This window comes from Butyricimonas sp. BSD2780061689_150309_C8, assembly GCF_015560935.1.
In the GTDB taxonomy this organism is placed as follows: Bacteria; Bacteroidota; Bacteroidia; order Bacteroidales; family Marinifilaceae; genus Butyricimonas; species Butyricimonas paravirosa.
Map to the genome: position 1 here is coordinate 102,868 of NZ_JADMSV010000012.1, position 19,307 is coordinate 122,174.

The following is a 19,307-nucleotide window of genomic DNA, read 5'->3' on the forward strand; positions in this document are numbered from 1 at the left end:
CTATGCTAAAGAAAGTGCCACACACCTACACCATTGTATTCTCAATCATTATCATCTGTGCCATCCTGACGTGGATTATACCGGGCGGGGAATATGCCCGGGAAACCGTCGATGTCAATGGAGTGGAACGTACCGTAATCGTGAACGATTCATTCCACGAGGTGGCCAAAAGCCCGCAAACGTGGCAGGTGTTTTCGGCCCTTTTCAACGGATTCGAGAAACAAGCCGGAATTATCGCTTTTATCCTGATCATCGGGGGGGCTTTCTGGATCATGAATAACAGCAAGGCCATTGACGTGGGAATTTTCTCCTTCTTACGCTCCACTCAGAAACTCGAACATATCGGGATTATCCGTAAACTAGGGGTCAATAACATCATTATCACCATGGTCATGCTCCTGTTCAGTTGTTTTGGGGCGATCTTCGGGATGAGCGAGGAAACGCTGGCTTTTGTCATTATTATTGTTCCTCTGGCCATATCCATGGGTTACGATTCTCTCACGGGAGTATGTATGGTCTACGTCGCCGCCCATGTCGGATTCGCGGGTGCTATTCTGAACCCCTTCACGATCGGTATTGCACAAGGATTATCAGACCTACCGCTATTCTCCGGGTTTGAATACCGGGTTTTCTGCTGGGCCATCCTCAACGTGATCATGATTGCTTGGGTACTACGCTACGCAGCAAAAGTCAAAAAGAATCCCAAAGCCTCTCTCGTGTATAACTTGGATAGCCATTGGAGACAGGAAAAAGTGGACAACACGCAAGAAATTGAATATAAAAGTTACACTTCTTCTTGGGTGGTTTATCTTTTTATCCTCTCCGGACTTGTACTCTTCTCCTGTTATTTCCCCTGCACGACACTATCCATCGGAGAACATTCCAGTCTGACCACATTTGTTGTTCCGGCATTAACCGTGCTATTTGCCTTGATCGGATATTTTTCTTTACGGAAATCTTTTCACTTTTTTATCTTGACAATCCTAGGTTTCACGATTCTTTTCCTAATCGTGGGAGTGATGGGCTACGGGTGGTATCTGCCCGAAATATCCGGTTTATTCCTTGCCATGGGAATCCTTTCCGGATTCGCAGCCAAGGAAAATGCAGATAGTATTGTCAAACTCTTTATTGCGGGAGTAAAAGATATTCTTTCTGCCGCACTAGTAGTCGGGTTGGCCGGGGGTATCATCATTGTCTTGCAGGAAGGACATATTATAGACCCGATCCTTCACTCGCTGGCAAGCCTGATGAGTGAGGCAGGACGTGTACTTTCACTAGGAATCATGTACTTGATTCAAACCATGATCAACATCATCATCCCATCGGGTTCAGCCAAAGCGGCCCTCACTATGCCGATCATGGCTCCTTTCTCCGACGTGATCGGGCTATCCAGACAAGCCACCGTGATGGCCTTCCAGTTCGGGGACGGATTCACAAACATGATCACCCCGACTTCCGGCGTGCTGATTGGCGCCTTGGGCATTGCCCGTATTCCTTACGATATTTGGGTGAAATTCTTCTGGAAATTCATCCTGCTGCTTGTCATTATCGGTTTCGTGTTATTGATTCCCACGGCAACCATGCAGTTGAATGGGTTCTAATGATAAAGAGTAGCTTAAAAGCTACTCTTTATCATTAACTCCAGAAACACATAATGCCCACGCATAACCGCAAGCCGGGTTCTTCACGAAAGAAGGCGGTAGTGTCACCAACACCCCATTCCCAACTCGTTTATATGACAAATTCCCTTTATAACCCAACAACGAGATTTTAGCCCCTTTAGCCGGATTAATACTGTACAACATAATCTGTGAGGGCGGATTCGGTTCATCTTCATCATTTAGATAAATAGCATACACTTTCCCGTTATTCTTATGTTTCGTGTAACAAATCCTCGCCTCTTTGTAAGGAGCAATCGGCCGGGTCTCGTAGATTGCCTCTCCGTTAACCTTCATCCACGCTCCCATCTCTTTCATAATTTTGATTCCTTCCGGCGGGATCTCCCCGTTACCATCCACACCCACGTTCAACAGGAAATTTCCTCCCTTACTGACAATATCCACAAGGTAATGCACCAGTTCCCGGGTAGACTTATACTTATCACCCGGCAAATACGACCATTGATTGGCCATCGTCATACACGTCTCCCACGGGTACTCCCACGGCTTTTCGGGAATCTTCTGTTCCGGGGTACGGTAATTCTCGTACTTCCCTCCAATCCAGCGATCCACGACTATCAAGCCGGGTTGATACCCCCGGGCCATATCGATAATCCGATCCATTTTAATATCCTGTCCCCGATTCTCCGGGGCTACCCATCCCCCGTCCAGCCAGATAATATCTATATTCCCGTAGCCGGTCATCAGTTCCTTCACCTGATTATAAGTAAAGTCGCAGAATTTCTCCCACATCCACGGGTGCTCCTTGATCTTGTAATTCACGTTACGATCGCCATGTTGCCAGCGATCCGACCAATAATAAGGGCTATTCCAATCCGGCTTTGAAAAATAGGCCCCGATCATGAAATCTCTTTCCCCGAAGGCTCGAAACAACTCCTTCACGACATCCGCATTCGGAGCCGTATGGAAAGGACATTCCTCGGAAGTAATCTTGTAATCCGTTTCCCGGGTATCCCACATACAGAACCCATCATGGTGTTTCGTGGTAAACACGAAATACTTCATTCCGGCCTCTTTTGCCAGATCAGCCCAGTATTCCGGGTTAAACTTCACCGGGTTAAACGTCTTCTTTAATCCCACGTAATTCCGGTAATACTCGTCATAAGAAATCGTCGTGTCCCGTTGAATCCAATCCACGTCTTCCGAACAAATCGTCCACGACTCGCAATACCCTTTCTGGCTATAAGGTCCCCAATGCACGAAAAAACCAAACTTCAAATCCTGCCACTGTTCTAATTTTGCTTGTACCGCCGGGTCCTGTTCCCGGTAATATTCCATTCCCTCGTACTGGGCATATAATAATATGCTCCATCCGACAAGAATCACACTCAATAATACTTTCCGCATGACTACTTTTTTTACAATTCATATATTTTACACAAACATTTGCAAATATATAAAAAAGAGTCCATGTCTAAAGTTCATCATCTTCTTACAATCAAAAAAGGGAATCCAATTTCACTTATCGGATTCCCTTTACATTTTAAAACACAAACCTTATTTCAATCGTTCAGAGACAAAAGCCTTCAATTTCTCTCCTCTCAGATTTTTAGCTATAATACGATTATTTTCATCCAACACGAAGATCGTCGGAACAGCATCAATATTGTATTTCTTTATCACGTCGCCCTGCCATCCTTTCAGATCAGAAAGATGCAACCAAGTCAACCCGTCTTTCTTGATCGCCTCCACCCACTTATCCTTTTTCTCGTCCAAGGAGACACTGATCACGGACAAACCTTTATCTTTAAATTCAGCATACAGTTTCACCATATTCGGGTTCTCCATCCGACACGGCCCACACCAAGATGCCCAGAAATCGATGATCTTCAATTTTCCTTTCACGTCATACAAGGCAACGTCCTCCCCCTCCGGTGTTTGTAACGTGAAATCCGGGGCAACAGCATTTACATCAACCCCTTCCAACGCCTGAATTCGAGCTGCCACTAACTTACCGGGGCCTGTTGCTTTTGCTTTATCCGTCAAACTCGCGTAACACTCCTTCAAGCGATTCAAATCCAAACGTTCCATTCCCGCCGTCTGGATATAAGCTGCAAACACGTTATCTTTATTCCTCTCCACGACCTCACCTAAACGAGATTGTGCATCTGCCATCACTTGATCCAACTTCTTCTGCAATTCACTTGCTGTACGGAAATGTTTCGCCTCGCTTGCCTCCACCAGTTTTGCCCGTGCAGCTTTAATTTTCTCGTTTTCTTCGGAAACAATTTTCTGGTATGCTATTAACTCGCTCTGTAATTTTCCTCCTTTAATTACGCTTTTACCAGACTGGAACAATTCCATCTCGTAAGGAGCATCTGAATCCAAAATAAAAACAAAGCCTCCGCCATACCCTTCCACGTAAATCAATGCCACGCAAGGTTCATTTATTTCTCCTTCCACCACGAACTTCCCGCCATGAATATCCCCTCGCCCCAACGTATCCACCCGGTCCACCAATTGGGTAATCACTATCATTCTGCCTGACGGCATTTCCGGTATTTTCCCGTTAATCGTGAACTTCTTTCCTTCCCCGAAAGATAATCCGGGGAAAAGGAAAAAAGCAATTATAAACAATTGACTAAATAACTTATACATATCTATTGAATCACTCTCATTACTGTTGTAAAAATCAAATCTTTTATCTCTCCGAAACCGGTAAACGTATGTGAAGTCACGAAATCCCCCGCCTCGTCCAAAATTACCTCATGCAATTCACCCGCACCTGCCACATTCACGACAATTCCCAAGCAACGGTACGGGGAAGAATTATCCGGGAAACTAGCATCAGTATCAGACCTGAACTTCAACTTCGTGATCACGTCACCCGCATCATACAATTCTATCGATTCTTTACTTACGGTATTAAACAAGAACACCTTACTCTCTTTCGTGTAAAAGAATTGTTCTGCATAAGCGGAAGACGTGGCAAAACAAGTATTCTGGTCAAACCCGAGTTCTCCCAAATTCACTCTCGTCACCTTAATCGGGGACTCTTCGGCCCTCATTGATTTTCCCTTATCACTAGCCTCTATATAGAAGATGTAACAGGTATCCGTCATCACGCCAATAGCTGTTGCTCCGGTCTCTTCGGAACCCGAAGTAACTCCTTGCCCCAACCACAAAATCTCCATCAAATGAGTCGTCCCGTTAACAACTTCCGACAATCCTTCCACCGGGAAATCACTTATCTCTACCGTGTTTGATTCAACCGCATTTTGCGGGTAACTCCCGTCAGAACTCGTAATATTATAACACTGGTTTTCAGCTGGATTAAAAGACATGAATTTCCGGTTCGTTTTATCCCAAATCGTGGTAAAACCAGCCCGACTCATATAAATCTTGTCGATCACGTAATTCTGCACGTCAGTTTCTGCCAAACCTGCAAAATAATATCCACTCATTCCCGAATGATAAAATTTACCGTTATTATCCACGGCAATAGCATACCTACTCAAAGGATGAGATTCACTATAAACCAAGTTATTCGGGTTAGCCCCCGGTGCAAATAACGACCTGGAGTCTTTCCGGTCTTCCAACACGAAAGGCAACATCAAAGCAACAGAATCCCGCTGAATAACATATAAATTTTCATACTTATCCCCACCATCCATGTGAGTCAGGAAATTCACGTACGACAAAGCCTCCGCTTTTTGGAAGCGTTCCCTGTTCCACAAATCCTTATAAGCATCATAACTGATGATCGGGCTCGTGGAATCCGGTTCCTCCACGGTAGATAACTTCCTGTTGTTTTCCGGGCCATTCAGGACAAACCACGCATTCACGAACGGCACTTTCGTAGTCATGGTAAAATCACGATAATGATCAACGCCTGTCCGCTTATCACTCAGCCGGAATTTAACATTATATCTGGTTGTTTTCTTCGGAGGATAAGCCAGTTCCAGTTCTTTCGTGAACACGCTATCCACAACATTCTCAGAACCATCCTTGTATCCCACCGTCCACAAATACTCCACGTTATCCTCCCCTTCCACCATACTTTGGGTAAATACCGGAGAGTAGGTCACCTTCAATTCTTCCTGTGCCGGCTGGCGGTACTCGTATCGATACGTATTTCCTTCTTCCACGGTAATCGGTGTAGGCATAAACGTAAGCCCATCAATTGTGTTTATATCTTTGTAGTCGTAATTTCCTTTATCATCATAACATCCGACAAGAAACCACGCGACAAATCCGACTATAAATATTAATCTTTTCATTGTTTTTCTATTTTATGAATCATAGAATAATCTTTCTCTCATATAACCGGGAACTGTTCGAACGGTAGCGGATCATCCGGGTGTTCAGCGTTATATTCGTCATAGGCATCCCGTAAGCGTTGGTTCATTCCAGCCTCATCCTCTATCCACCACCAACCGAAATAGTTATAATCATACCCTAAAGCCTCCTGCATAAATTGATTCTTGGCCATAGAATATTCTCCGATTATGTGTTCAAACGTACTCCACCAAGTAGGAGCCGGAGGTTCCGGGAATGTAAAATCTTTCTCTTCTCCGGGATGTGAAGCATTGTATTCGTTCAAAGCCTCTAACAGCGTGGCTATATCAGAACTCCAGTTGGCATACGGATCATACAATTTCCCCAAAATGGTCACCATGAACGCATACTTGTCCTCGCTAAACTCCCCGACAACACTCGCATCCCATTGAGATGGCTGTGGATAACGATTACTTAATAGCACTTGATATTCATTCTTTTCCATTGCTCCCAATTCCAATGAAGGATCGGAATTTTCCGTATCTAAAACAATACCAATCGTGTAGTTCACCCTAGTACCCGGATTCAACACGTACACTTCCACCGTGTCTTTCAATTGCCCGGCACGGAACACGTACGAGGGAGCAAACTCCAAGAAAGTTTTTGCTACTTCATCCGTACCTTCCGCCACTACCGCCTTCAACCGAAATTCCCGGTCATAATCCACGGCATGCCCCATCATGGATAAATTCAACTGAATTTTCTTTTTCAGTAAAGAATCTCCGGTGTACCATCTTGACGTGTAATAAGATCCCTCTCCCGGAATTCCGGAATACCACATCGTATCAATTCTATACTCCTGCATAAAATCAACCGTCACTCTCATTTCATTCGTGTCATAATCGAACTGCAAACCATCCCGTTCTATCGAGTAGCCGAGAATCTCCTTTTCCTGACACGCCGCTAAAGAGAATAACAAAACACTTATAATAACATATATATTTCTCATATTCTATACTTTGCGTTTAAATGATTACTCAGCCTCACCATACGTTTTTTCGTCATCCGGAACCGGAAGCACGTAAGCTGAAAAATTCTCCACGGGACAACGGTAGAAGGTTTTCATGTTATGTCTTTTCAAGAAGTAGAAATACTGCCCTTCTGCAAAGAATTCCTTTTGATACTCCTTGTTCAATTCCTCCAAACGTTGTTCTTCAGTCACACCCGTGCCAACGTCGTATGCCCTAGAAATACCCCTGGCGTTCTTCACCGCGTTGATATATTGTCCACATTCAGACAAAGCAACCGATTCTGCCAGTATATAGTACATCTCAGCCAAACGGATCAACGGGATTTTCTCTCCATACATTCCGCTGGCACCTAAATATTTGCGACAAAGAAAAAGATTGGCAGAAGTATGAATAAAGCCATAATTCGAACGATAACGCATATCATTCAACCCGATGCCCGAATTGGTTTCAAACACGGATGAAATATTAGTTCGAGAAATATAGTACTGCGTGTCGAAAGTCGTGGCATCTTTCCAATAAGCCGCTAACTTTTCTTCCATATTATACATGGAAAGTCCGAAAATAGTCTCCCCGTACGAAGACACGTCTTCCCGGTTATCACGTACAAGCCGCAACCCGGAATCATTAATTACCTCCCGGGCATAATTCGCTGCCTGCGTCTTATTTCCCATGTACAAATATACGCGGGCCAACATAGCCTTAACGGCATACTTGTTCATACGATGCTTGCGATAACCGATGAAAGGCTCGTCTGCAACATTCTCATAATTCATCGGATCATTCTTCAACAATTCCTCGGCAGCTTTCAAATCGGCAACAATACGTTTCATCACCTCGTTAGCCGCCATCAAGGGTGCGCTTTCCGAATTAAATTGCTCCCGGTAAGGAATGCATGCTTTTGTCGAATCCTGGGAATAAATAGGTCCCCATAAACGCAACAGGTCAAAATAATGGAATGCACGTAAGCCAAGAGCCTCCCCTTTCATCAGATCACGATACCCCTCCGTCACGATCACATCCCCGTTTGACTCAAGGTATTGCAGGAAATTATTGATATTCGCAATCTCGTTATATAACTTCAACCAGATCTCGGCAATTGCGTTTTTAGAACTTGTTGTTTCACCATATTTATAGATAGCAGCCCGTTCCTCATCCGTCACGGTTCCTGCCGCGTAATTGTCATATCGTTGAACCAATTTCTCCACGAAATCAAACGTCATCTGTCTTCCGTATGACTTTTCCAGTACCATCATGCTATACAACCCGGTCAACGCACTCTTGAACCCGTCCTCTGAAGTAAAGAACTCTTCGGCCTCAATATCCGTTTTCGGATTCACATCAATCCAATTCTGACAGGAAGACAAGAACAACGAAACGATGCAAATTGCTGATAATAATAAGTTTTTCATCTCGTACTCCTCCTCATTTTAATTAAACAATACCGACAACGACACGTTGAACGTTCTGGCAAACGGGTAATCCAATCCCCTTTCCGTTCTGATCGATGAAATTCGACCTAATTCCTCCATCGTGGCGTTCAGCGACATACTGGCAATCCGGCACGCTTGCAAGAATTTAAAATTCTTCGGGTCAAAACGATAACCGATTGCCAAAGACGTAAATGACAATTCATTCCGTTTCTGAGCGAAACGGCTACTCATTCCCGTATCTTGATTCGTCATCGTTATCGCTTTGTAACGGGCATTCCGGTTATTCTCGCTCCAACGATGTGATAACGCCCGGCGATCCAAGTTATAAGCAGCACTTGAATTTTCTATTTTATCTACCAGCGTCTGGTTATACCACCATGCTCCCAACTCGTACGAACAAGCCAGAGAAACACTCCAATTCTTATACGTAAACGCAGAAGAAATAGAACCTCTCAATTTTGGTTCCGTGTCACCGATTGCCACTTTATCCAGCGGATCCCAGATATAGGTTTTCTCCCCGTTGCGGGTTAAGAACACTTCTTGCCCCGTGGCTGGATCAATTCCCAAAGAAGGAACCACGAACAACTGGGTGGTGGATTTCCCTTCCTCGTAAATAGCCTCCGGGCTCCCGTTCTTTTTCTCCAGATTTTTCTGGTTCATAGCCTTCATCTCGTTCGAAATCTTCTTGATCACGTTACGATTATGCGAACCGTTCATTGAAATACTCCATTGAATTTGTCTTTCGTAATCCTGAATAGGCATCACGCTTAACGAAATATCATATCCCTCGTTTTCAACAGCTCCCACATTCATGGTTTTACTTTCAAACCCGGTAGAAGGAGCCATATTATAATCCAACAGCAACTCATCCGTGTAATTATTGTAATACGAGAAGGATGCATTTACCCGACTATTCCATAGTCCGACTTCTATCGCCAAACTACGATTCTTCGTCGTAGACCATCCCAAATCCGGGTTACCCATACCTTTCAACTGCGCTCCCAATATATCCGAAGAGGGGTAGGGGAACAACAAATCATCATAGGTGTAAGTCTCTTTCGCTTGGTAAGGAGAATAACTTTGCGAACCCGTGACACCGTATGACCCACGTAACACCAAGTTCGAGATGAAAGTATTTTGCAACCATTTTTCCCGGTGTACATTCCAACGAGCCCCGGCTGCCCAGAAAGGAGCCATACCCGTGTTCGACCCGAATTGCGAGGAAAGATCCCCACGAATACTAAAGTCTACCGAGAAACGCATATCATACATATAACTAAGCTGCCCGATAATTCCGACCGTCCGGGAAGTCGATTCCGACCCGCTCACCCGGTCTTCCATCTTATAGGCAAACAAAAAGTCATCCATATTATCATTCGGGAAGCCCATAGCCGACAAGTTTACACTATTACTCTTGTTCTCATCCACGTTCCAACGTCCGAACACACTTAACAAATGCTTATCCTTCGTGTAGTTATAACTTACAGAAGCATTCACGCTCCAAGAAACATTATCCCCTGTACTCTTGCTGTATGACCCTTTTCTGGTCAAATCCGTCTCGGTTAAAAAGTCCGTGTGGTTCATCGATTTGAAAACCTCCATCCGGGAAGTACCCTTCGTGATAGATGCTCCCGCTGACACCCGGAGATTTTCCAGAATCGCGCACTCGATATTAAAGTTATCCACGACACTAAAATTCTCCGTGAAATCCTTATATTTCCACAACAAATTATACAACGGGTTCACGATATTCACCGTTCCTCCCCCTTCGCCCGGTAACTTCTTCTGGTCCAAAAGACTGGTATAACGTCCGTTCTCATCCTTTTTCCGATAATACGGGTTCAGTTTCGTGTATTGACTGAAAGAACCATAAGGAGAATTATCCCCTCTCACGTTCGCCAGACTCAATTGATTCTGGATATTCCATTTTTTCCGACGGTATTGAAGAGACAGATTCAATCCCATGCTATTACGCCCAGATTCCTTCATCACTCCCGGTTCTCTTGAATAATTTATTCCCAAGTTATATCTTAACGCCTCATCTCCACCTTCCATTGTCAACGTGTGGCGGTGAGTGACGGCCGTCCGTAAGGGCTCTGACAACCAGTACGTGTCAACCCCTCTTAAAATTTCTTCTTTATATTTATTGTAATAATTCAACTGGCTCGTCGTGCTGAATACCCCGGCCATCCGTTCGTATTCCAACTTCTCTTCCGCATCCATCAAATTATAATCCGACAAATCAGGTACAGAAATACCCATATTCATACTGTATGAAATATTCAACGCTCCCGGAAGGGGTTTCTTCGTTTCCACGACAAGTACCCCGTTAGAGGCTTTCGAACCGTAAATTGCCGTTGCAGCAGCATCCTTCAAAATAGTAATAGATTCCACACGTTCCGGGTCCAAGTCAACAATCCGTTGCAAGGTGGTTTCAAATCCATCCAACACGAAAAGCGGCATATTCGGGCGTTGAGAATAATCCCCCATCATCATCTCCATGCTATTAGCATCCACCCCACCGTTTCCTAGCTGCACGTCACCCCGCAAGCGGAATTCCGGCATGGCATTCGGATTCGAACCGGCATTATTATTTTCCACGATACGAAAACTCGGATCAAAAACCTGTAAAGCCTTCAACAGATTATTCGGGCTTATCTTCTTCAACTCGCTCCCTTTCACGGAAACATAACCACCCGAGAAACTTTCCACCTTACGAGGTGCCATACCCGTCACCACCACGTCTTCGATCTCCGTGGTTTTCGCCGTCAACTTGATCTCCAAATCTTTCATATCCCCAGTCACCGTAATCGTTTCTTCCTCGTAGCCAACGAATGAAATCAACAAGGCAGATGTTCCCTGAGGAACCTCGATAAAAAATTTCCCGTCAAAATCCGTCACCACTCCCATCCCCTTATTCTCTTTCAGGATAATACTCGCACCGGGAAGAGGCTCTTTCGTGGATGCATCAATAACAGTTCCGTTAATTTTATAAATAGTTACTCCTTGTGTCGGTTTTTGATACTTCAAAACCACAACACGATTCATCTGGTACTCCACAGACACCGGTTGATCTCCCAAAGCAAGCATCAACACGTAATCCAGTTCTCGATCCTTCACATCAAAGGACACTTTCCTATTAACATCTATTTGCGAATGATTATAAAAGAATCGTACTTTAGCCACTGATGCCAGCGTATCAAGCACGTCGTTCAATTTCATATCCTTCACATTCAGCGTTACTCTCGTTTTTTTATAATCCTGTTCCTGCCCCAAAACAGACGAAATTGGCAGCAAAGCATATAAAAAAACACAACAAATCGATTTAATGATTAAATCTCTACATAGACACTTCTTTTTTTGCATAATTTTGTATTGCTTTTAATTTAGAGAAATTAAATTAAAATTCAGAGTGGGGAAAATGTACTGCAATACATTTCCCCTTTTTAATTTACTGCATCACTTGATTCAAAATCTTCTTGTATTCCTTATTCTTATTATACTTTTTCAAATAATCTTTTACCAGTTTCTCGATCACGTTAAAATCTCCATTGGATGTGATTGAATTGTACAGGAGTACGAATAATGCAGCATCCTGTAAAGACCCCTTGTAAAAAGCAGCCACATCCTTATATTGTTCCTCCAAAGAAATCAACGGCTGATAATCCTTCCCTTGATCATGAGCCTCTTTGCGACGCATATAATCTTTGTAAGGTAAGAGAAAAGCCATATACACCCGATTTCTCAATGACGCCTCATCCGTCCGGAGCTTGTAATCATCCAAAGCCGTCCAATAATCCTCGGCCAGACAATCCTCCAATTTTTTCTTGTGAAAATCTGCACTCGCATAAGGATAGGTAATCAGATTCGTCAACAAGGTTCCTTCAATTTGCGCCATCGCCATATTATACACCCGGGGATCAACCTGATCTTTCACCTCACTTATAATCTTCTCCTCATCTTTCACTTCCTGCACCGTTGCCGCGTGAAACTTCTTCGCGTCAGTTTGAGTCACCAACATGGCCGGGATATTAGTTTTATAACGACGTTCCCGCTGTAACATCTCCTTTTTATTTATCGCAGAACAGATAGCGACCGCTGCCGGGGTTCCGGAGAATTCCACCGACTCGTAACGTTTTCCATCGTAAGTCAGTTTCACATGGATAGAATCCCCCGGCTGTAAATACATCTCGATAAATGTATTCAACACCAACGTGGTCACATCGTCCAAGTCCACGGTAAACTCGATCACCTGTCCCTCCTTATACGGGAATTCCATATTAATCCCCTCTTTCTCCAGAAAATCAAAATACACCTGATCCCGTACATACCCGTAAATCTCCGCGCTGATCACGGTAGGGCGTCCTTTGGCCTCCGCCGGAAAAGTAAGAACACTTACTAATCCTATAATCAAAAATATATGTTTCATGTATTCCTGTTATTTCTTGTTCAAAACTTCCTTCACCTTATTAATTAACTCCTCCCCCCTCAAATTCAAGGCGATCACTTTACCTTGAGGATCGATCAAAACGGTATAAGGTACAGCCGAAACATTACACAATTTCACGGGAAGGGTTGCCCAAGACTTTAAGTCACTCACTTGAATCCACTTCATCTTGTTCTTCTCCACGGCATTCAACCATGCATCACGCTTCTGGTCCAAAGAAATACCCACGATCTCGAAATTCTTCCCTTTACATTCTTTGTACAGTTTCACCACGTTAGGCATTTCCCGCATACACGGACCACACCAAGAAGCCCAAAAATCGACTAACACGTACTTACCTCTCAAACTACTCAATTTAAACGATTTTCCATCCTTATCCGGTAATTCGAAATCCGGCATATCGCTCCCTACCTTAAATTCAGCTAAACGAATATATTCATCCAATTGTTTCGTGTAAGGATGTCCGTTCAGACTCGGGGAAACCATGACACGTAATTCTTTTAACTGGTCAAGAGTAACGTTCGCTTTCATCTCCCAGAAAATCATAAACGGTGCTATTGCCTGATCATAATACCTGCGAACTAATTCTTCCTGCAAACGCAAAGATCTGTTATTATGTTGAGCCGTACGAGCTTTAAAATCTCTATCTTGCTCCGCCTGTGATTGATTTCTATTCAACAACCGATCGATATTAGCCGAACGCAGCATACTATCCACAAAATGTTTCATCTCTGCATTGTAAGCACTAAAAATCTCGTTATTAGCCGTTCCCGTGACTGTACAATTCACAAAAAACTCAGAATTAGCTCGAACTTTCACATTTCCCGGCTCTACCCAAACCGGAGTGATCGGGCTCAAACTGTTCGGATCACCACTTTTCACAAAATACATCCGTGGAACAGTCACATTCTTTATAACAAACGTATAACGATTATCCTTGACATCACAACTATCAATCACCTTGGACGCACCATTAATCTCCTCTTCCTCCACCAAATAAACCTTCGTTCCTTTATAAACACCATCTAGCACCCCTTGAATCGTACAATCTTTCGTCTCTTTTGAGGTTTCATTTTGCCCGAAAAGCCCGACAAATGACATCAACAAACATCCTAATACTAAAATTCTTTTCATACAATTTTTCTTTACGATTAAAATTACTTGACATATAATCTATTACTTTCCATCCGACACGATAGAGATGACGTCTCTCTCAATCGTAAGACAAAAGCATCAAAATTCTCCTCTTTATTAATTACCCCGGTGTAAACCGTCTCCTTACTTTTTTCATTCTCAAAGATGATCTCCACGTCGTACCAACGCTCCAATACTTTAGCAACCTCTTCCAAAGACCGGCCCTTAAATACATATTGCCCTTTCTTCCAAGCGATATAATCATTAACATTCACGGTTCTTACATCCACGGATTCATTCTCCTTATCCCAGCGTAATTGTCGGCTTGGTAATAGATCGTAGCTCTTGTCGTCCACGTAAGCCGCCACGTGTCCTTCCACCAGTGTCACCTCCGTGTAATTCTCATCCGCGTAGGAATTCACGTTAAAGGAAGTTCCCAACACCTCCACCTTCATCCCGTTAAGCATCACGAAAAACGGATGTTTCTCATCCCGGGCCACTTCCAGATATATCTCTCCCTCCGCGTAAACCACCCGTTCTTTTCCCTGAAAAGCAACCGGATAGCGTAAAGAAGATTTAGCATTCATCCACACCTTTGTTCCATCTGCCAAAGTGAACGTAAAATCACATTGTGAAGGCGTTGTCAAAGTGTTATACACCATTTCCGTTCCCACGGAATCCGCCCGGTCATATTGCATACGCCCCTCTTCATTCACTGAAATTCTCACCCCGTTCTCTTCTTCCAGCAGTAACTCCTGATTATACAAGACCATTTCTTTCCCGTTAGAAAGCGTCAGCACCGGCAAATTTCTCTGAACCGTAACCACCCCACTCTTGGATTGTGGTTCTTCAGTTATTTCAACGTTCTCTCTCTGGCTATAATAAAACAACACGGCCAACACGGGTACGATAAAAATAGCCGCGTAACGGGATAACTTTCCTATCCAGCGCTGACGAGAATGTAGCTTCTCTCTCCTTTTAACAAAGGTATCAAACGCAGTCTGCACGTTCGCACTCTTATATTGAGTAAGTTTCTCACGCATTACCGTCTCCGAACAAATTTGCTCGAATAACTTCTTGTTATATTCGGATTCTTCCCGCCACGAATCTAATTCGGCTTGTTCCTCCTTCGTGATATTCCCAGATAAATTCTTAGAAATCAACAAGGATATTCTGAATAACATTTCTTTATCGTTCATCAATATACAATTTATAAAATCGCATTAAACGTTCCTTTATTGATATTTTTAATATTTAGATTTCCCTTTTTACGTTGGAATTTTGCTTTTTCTTAAGGCGTTTGTAATCAGCGTTTTCCAATTAAAATGATTTAGTAGATTTTTCGTTATTAAACCACCTTTATAATCGTAATAAAGGAACGTTTAAACCTATTTCATTCCCGGTTCTACAAATAAAACGCACAACCTCCCAAAAGGGGGGTGTCTCCTAAATTTTTTTTTACACCTAAAAAAATAACACTTCTGTGACGAGTGTCACAACCAAAGGAACCCAATCAAACAGAGCAACTCTGCATCTTTTAACTGGGCAGTCAATTTCTTCTTCCCGTTGCTTTTATGATCCTTCACGGTATCCACGGAAATACGTAAACGCTCGGCAACTTCCGACGCTTTCAACCCATCCAAGGTCATCAACATGACTAATTTACATTGAGGCGGCAGAGTCTCGATAGCTGCCATCAACCGGGCATAAACATCCTCTTCCAGCACCTTATCCCAAAAATGTTCCTCTTCATTCTGCGAGGACACAACATCCCGGTAATATTTATCCCGGACTTTCTGTTTTCTGGAATGACTAATACATCTATTTTTCAGAGAACTGTATAAAAAATACTTGATGTCATTCTCCGTCTTGAACTTGTAGTCACTTTCCAACAAAGAAATAAACACATCCTGCACCAGATCTTCCGCCACGTCATTATCCTTCACGTAATAATTTGCCAAAGCCTTCAATGCCACGTAGTAGCATTGATACAAATATTGATAAGCCCGGTTATCCTTACGTGCCAACAAATCCAACAAAACATCTTGATCTAACATACTTTCCTCCATGGAAAATAAGAAGAGGAAAGCGTTTCAACCTCAACATGAAACGCTTTCCCTATAATTTAAAAGAATTTATTTCTCGTCCGTGTATGACTCAAGCGGATCGCAGGTACACATCAGGTTACGATCACCATAACCATCATCCACACGACCTACTTGCGGCCAGAATTTATTCTCAGCCACCCATGCAAGCGGGTAAGCCGCCTTGCTACGCGGGTAAGCGTGAGACCACTCGTCAGCCGTCAACACTTTATGCGTGTGAGGTGCATTCTTCAAAACGTTGTCCGTCTTGTCGGCTTTACCTTCACCCACCTCGATCATTTCCTCGCGGATAGTCTTCAACGCCTCGATGAAACGATCCAACTCTTCTTTCGGCTCGCTCTCCGTCGGCTCAACCATCAAGGTCCCGTGAACGGGGAATGACAAGGTAGGAGCGTGGAAACCGAAGTCCATCAAACGTTTGGCAATATCCAACTCAGAAATTCCGTATTCTTTATTGAACATGTTGCAATCCCAGATCATCTCGTGACCTACACGACCTTTCGATCCCTTGAACAGAATCTTGAATCCTAATTTCTCGAAAGATGAAGCCAGATAGTTCGCGTTCAAAATCGCCATCTTGGTCACCATAGCCAAACCTTCGCCACCTAACATTAACAAGTAACCGTAAGTTACAGGTAACATTCCAACTGAACCGTAAGGAGCGGCAGCCACGGCGTGAATACCTTCTTCGCCTCCAGTCTTCACCATCGTGTGTGACGGTAAGAATTTCACCAAGTGAGACGCCACGCAGATCGGGCCAACACCGGGACCACCACCACCGTGAGGCATAGCAAACGTCTTGTGCAAATTCAAGTGACAAGCGTCAGCACCGATCTCTCCCGGACTGGTCAAACCACACTGCCCGTTCATGTTGGCTCCATCCATGAATACTTGCCCGCCATTCTCGTGAACGATCTTGCACAATTCCTTGATTGATTCCTCGAAAATACCGTGAGTTGACGGGTAGGTGATCATCGCTCCGATCAAGTTATCCCGGTTTTCGATAGCTTTCTTACGGAAGTCTTCCACGTCGATATTTCCTTCCGGGTCAGTAGCGGTAACAAGAATCTTGAAACCTGCCATCGTACTGGAAGCCGGGTTCGTACCATGAGCGGAAGCCGGGATCAGGATCACGTTACGATGCCCCTCTCCGCGAGAGATATGATATTGACGGATCACCATCAATGCGGAATACTCTCCGGCGGCACCGGAATTCGGCATCAAACTGCATCCGGCAAATCCGGTCACCTTGCACAGCATTTCTTCGGTTTCCCGGATCATTTGCTGATAACCTTCCGCCTGAGACATCGGTGCAAACGGGTGGATAGCACCCAGTTCCGGCCACGTAATCGGTAACATCTCAACAGCAGCATTCAATTTCATCGTACAAGATCCCAAAGAAATCATAGAAGTTGCCAAAGAAATATCTCTTCTCTCCAGATTCTTCATGTAACGCATCATTCCGGTCTCGGAGTGATAGATGTTGAACACGGATTGTTGCAGAATCTCGTCGTCACGCAACATCGTCGGGTCAAGCACCGTGCGATCGTCAAGGAATTCGACATGCTCGGCAGTCTTTCCGGCAGCCTTAGCGAAAATACCGATTAACGTGTTGATTTCTTTCTCGTTGATCTTCTCGTCAGTTGACAAACCAACTACTTTACCACAACCGCAGTTGCAATAAAACAAGTTGATTTCCTGCTCCAAGGCAGCGTCACGAACGGCAGCCTGAGAAACACCCTCCGGCAACTCGAAACGCAACGTGTCAAAGAATTTATCCACTTTCAGCTTGTAGCCTAATTTCTGGATTTCCTCGGCCAGAATCACGGCCGCAGAATGAATGTGACGGGCAATTCTTTCCAATCCTTCCCGACCGTGATAAGCGGCATAGAATCCGGCCATCGTGGCATTCAAAGCCTTGGCAGTACAGATATTGGAAGAAGCTTTCTCCCGTTTGATATGTTGTTCACGGGTCTGCAAAGCCAAACGCAATGCATGATTTCCCTGTGCATCAATCGTCACACCGATAATACGTCCCACGATGTTACGTTTGTATTCCTCTCTCGTTGCCATGTAAGCAGCATGAGGTCCACCGTAAGACATCGGGATACCGAAACGTTGCGTTGTTCCCACAACCACGTCAGCACCCCATTCTCCCGGAGGAGTCAGCAACACGAGGCTCATCATATCAGCCACAACCGACAACAATGCACCGTTCGCGTGTACACGATCAGCAAAAGCCTTGTAATCACGAACCTCACCGTTAGCAGCCGGGTACTGGATAATAGCACCGAATACATCCGGGGTAAATTCAAACGTGTCATAATCACCATAAACCAACTCGATTCCTTGCGGGGCAGAACGGGTGATTAACACGTCCTTCGTCTGCGGGAAAATCTGGTTATCAACAAACAATTTGTTGGCACCCGCTTTTTTCATCTCTTTGCCGCGCAGGCCGTACATCATCGTCATGGCCTCGGCAGCAGCCGTCGCCTCGTCAAGCAACGAACAGTTAGAAATTTCCATCCCGGTAAGTTCCACCACCATCGTCTGGAAATTCAGTAAAGCCTCCAAACGACCTTGTGAAACTTCAGCCTGATAGGGAGTGTATGACGTGTACCAAGCCGGGTTCTCCAAAATATTCCGTTGGATCACGGCAGGGGTAATCGTGTCATAATATCCTTGACCGATAAAGGTTCTGTATAATTTATTTTTTGAAGCTACCGCCTTCATCCGAGAGATAAACTCGAACTCGGTTAGAGGAGCCGGCAAATCCAACGTTTTTTTCAAACGGATAGACTCCGGCACGGTTTGCTCGATCAACTCGTCAAGTGAACTAACACCAACCACTTTGAGCATATTTTCAATATCCTCCGGACGTGGCCCTATGTGTCTCCACAAAAATTTCTCTGTTGCCATGTAATTTATTCTAATTATTAATGATTTATATTCAATTACACCGTTTCGTCAACGATTGTGTAAAAATAGACATAATTCTCGTCCTTGCAAAAAAACAGCATAGGAATATATATTCAATCATAACCGAATATTTTCCTACAAACACAAGAATTTTCAAGTACAGTTGAAAATTTTACCGAAATATTACCATGAATATACCCTTTATTCAAAGAAGATATAACAACTCCTTCTAGGAATTCGATTTCACCGTGTTATATTACAAGAGACGGCGCATAGTAAAAAAGCTGTGTATACGGATATAAGTTTGTACCTTTGCAGAAAAGAAAAACAGTAATGGAAAAGAA

12 protein-coding genes are annotated in these 19,307 nt (G+C 43.9%); 1 reads left to right on the forward strand and 11 read right to left on the reverse strand.

Annotated features, from left to right (window positions below; translation table 11 throughout):
- Positions 1-2 precede the first annotated feature (2 nt).
- A complete protein-coding gene (locus I2I33_RS10980; RefSeq protein WP_087421494.1) occupies positions 3-1,601 on the forward strand; it encodes a YfcC family protein in 1,599 nt (532 codons plus the stop codon).
- A gap of 21 nt (positions 1,602-1,622) precedes the next feature.
- Here I2I33_RS10980 and I2I33_RS10985 read toward each other — a convergent pair whose 3' ends face one another.
- From I2I33_RS10985 to gcvP, 11 genes are all read right to left on the reverse strand, one after another.
- Positions 1,623-3,026, reverse strand: coding sequence for an alpha-L-fucosidase (locus tag I2I33_RS10985; RefSeq protein ID WP_087421493.1), 1,404 nt, complete (start codon positions 3,024-3,026; stop codon positions 1,623-1,625).
- A 150-nt stretch (positions 3,027-3,176) separates the two neighbouring features.
- Positions 3,177-4,277, reverse strand: coding sequence for a TlpA disulfide reductase family protein (locus I2I33_RS10990; RefSeq protein ID WP_087421492.1), 1,101 nt, complete (start codon positions 4,275-4,277; stop codon positions 3,177-3,179).
- A gap of 2 nt (positions 4,278-4,279) precedes the next feature.
- The gene (locus tag I2I33_RS10995) at positions 4,280-5,899 is read right to left on the reverse strand and encodes a PKD-like family lipoprotein (RefSeq protein ID WP_087421491.1); all 1,620 of its coding nucleotides are present in this window, start codon (positions 5,897-5,899) and stop codon (positions 4,280-4,282) included.
- A 38-nt stretch (positions 5,900-5,937) separates the two neighbouring features.
- Positions 5,938-6,906, reverse strand: a complete 969-nt coding sequence (locus tag I2I33_RS11000) for a DUF4843 domain-containing protein (protein ID WP_087421490.1) — start codon at positions 6,904-6,906, stop codon at positions 5,938-5,940.
- A 24-nt stretch (positions 6,907-6,930) separates the two neighbouring features.
- Positions 6,931-8,337 (reverse strand): RagB/SusD family nutrient uptake outer membrane protein, encoded by a 1,407-nt coding sequence (locus I2I33_RS11005; protein WP_229128275.1) that lies wholly within the window; start codon positions 8,335-8,337, stop codon positions 6,931-6,933.
- A gap of 18 nt (positions 8,338-8,355) precedes the next feature.
- Entirely contained in the window at positions 8,356-11,724 is a 3,369-nt protein-coding gene (locus I2I33_RS11010; RefSeq protein WP_087421489.1) for a SusC/RagA family TonB-linked outer membrane protein, read from the reverse strand.
- 85 nt (positions 11,725-11,809) lie between these two features.
- Positions 11,810-12,787 (reverse strand): hypothetical protein, encoded by a 978-nt coding sequence (locus I2I33_RS11015; RefSeq protein WP_087421488.1) that lies wholly within the window; start codon positions 12,785-12,787, stop codon positions 11,810-11,812.
- 9 nt (positions 12,788-12,796) lie between these two features.
- Complete coding sequence (locus tag I2I33_RS11020) at positions 12,797-13,939, reverse strand: TlpA disulfide reductase family protein (RefSeq protein WP_229128276.1); 1,143 nt, start codon at positions 13,937-13,939, stop codon at positions 12,797-12,799.
- A 23-nt stretch (positions 13,940-13,962) separates the two neighbouring features.
- Positions 13,963-15,138 (reverse strand): FecR family protein, encoded by a 1,176-nt coding sequence (locus tag I2I33_RS11025; protein WP_087421486.1) that lies wholly within the window; start codon positions 15,136-15,138, stop codon positions 13,963-13,965.
- Positions 15,139-15,432: 294 nt separating this feature from the next.
- Positions 15,433-15,996, reverse strand: coding sequence for an RNA polymerase sigma-70 factor (locus tag I2I33_RS11030; RefSeq protein ID WP_229128277.1), 564 nt, complete (start codon positions 15,994-15,996; stop codon positions 15,433-15,435).
- A gap of 78 nt (positions 15,997-16,074) precedes the next feature.
- Positions 16,075-18,963: an aminomethyl-transferring glycine dehydrogenase gene (gene gcvP, locus I2I33_RS11035; RefSeq protein WP_087421484.1), complete on the reverse strand. Its 2,889-nt coding sequence runs from the start codon at positions 18,961-18,963 to the stop codon at positions 16,075-16,077.
- Between the last annotated feature and the right edge of the window lie 344 nt (positions 18,964-19,307).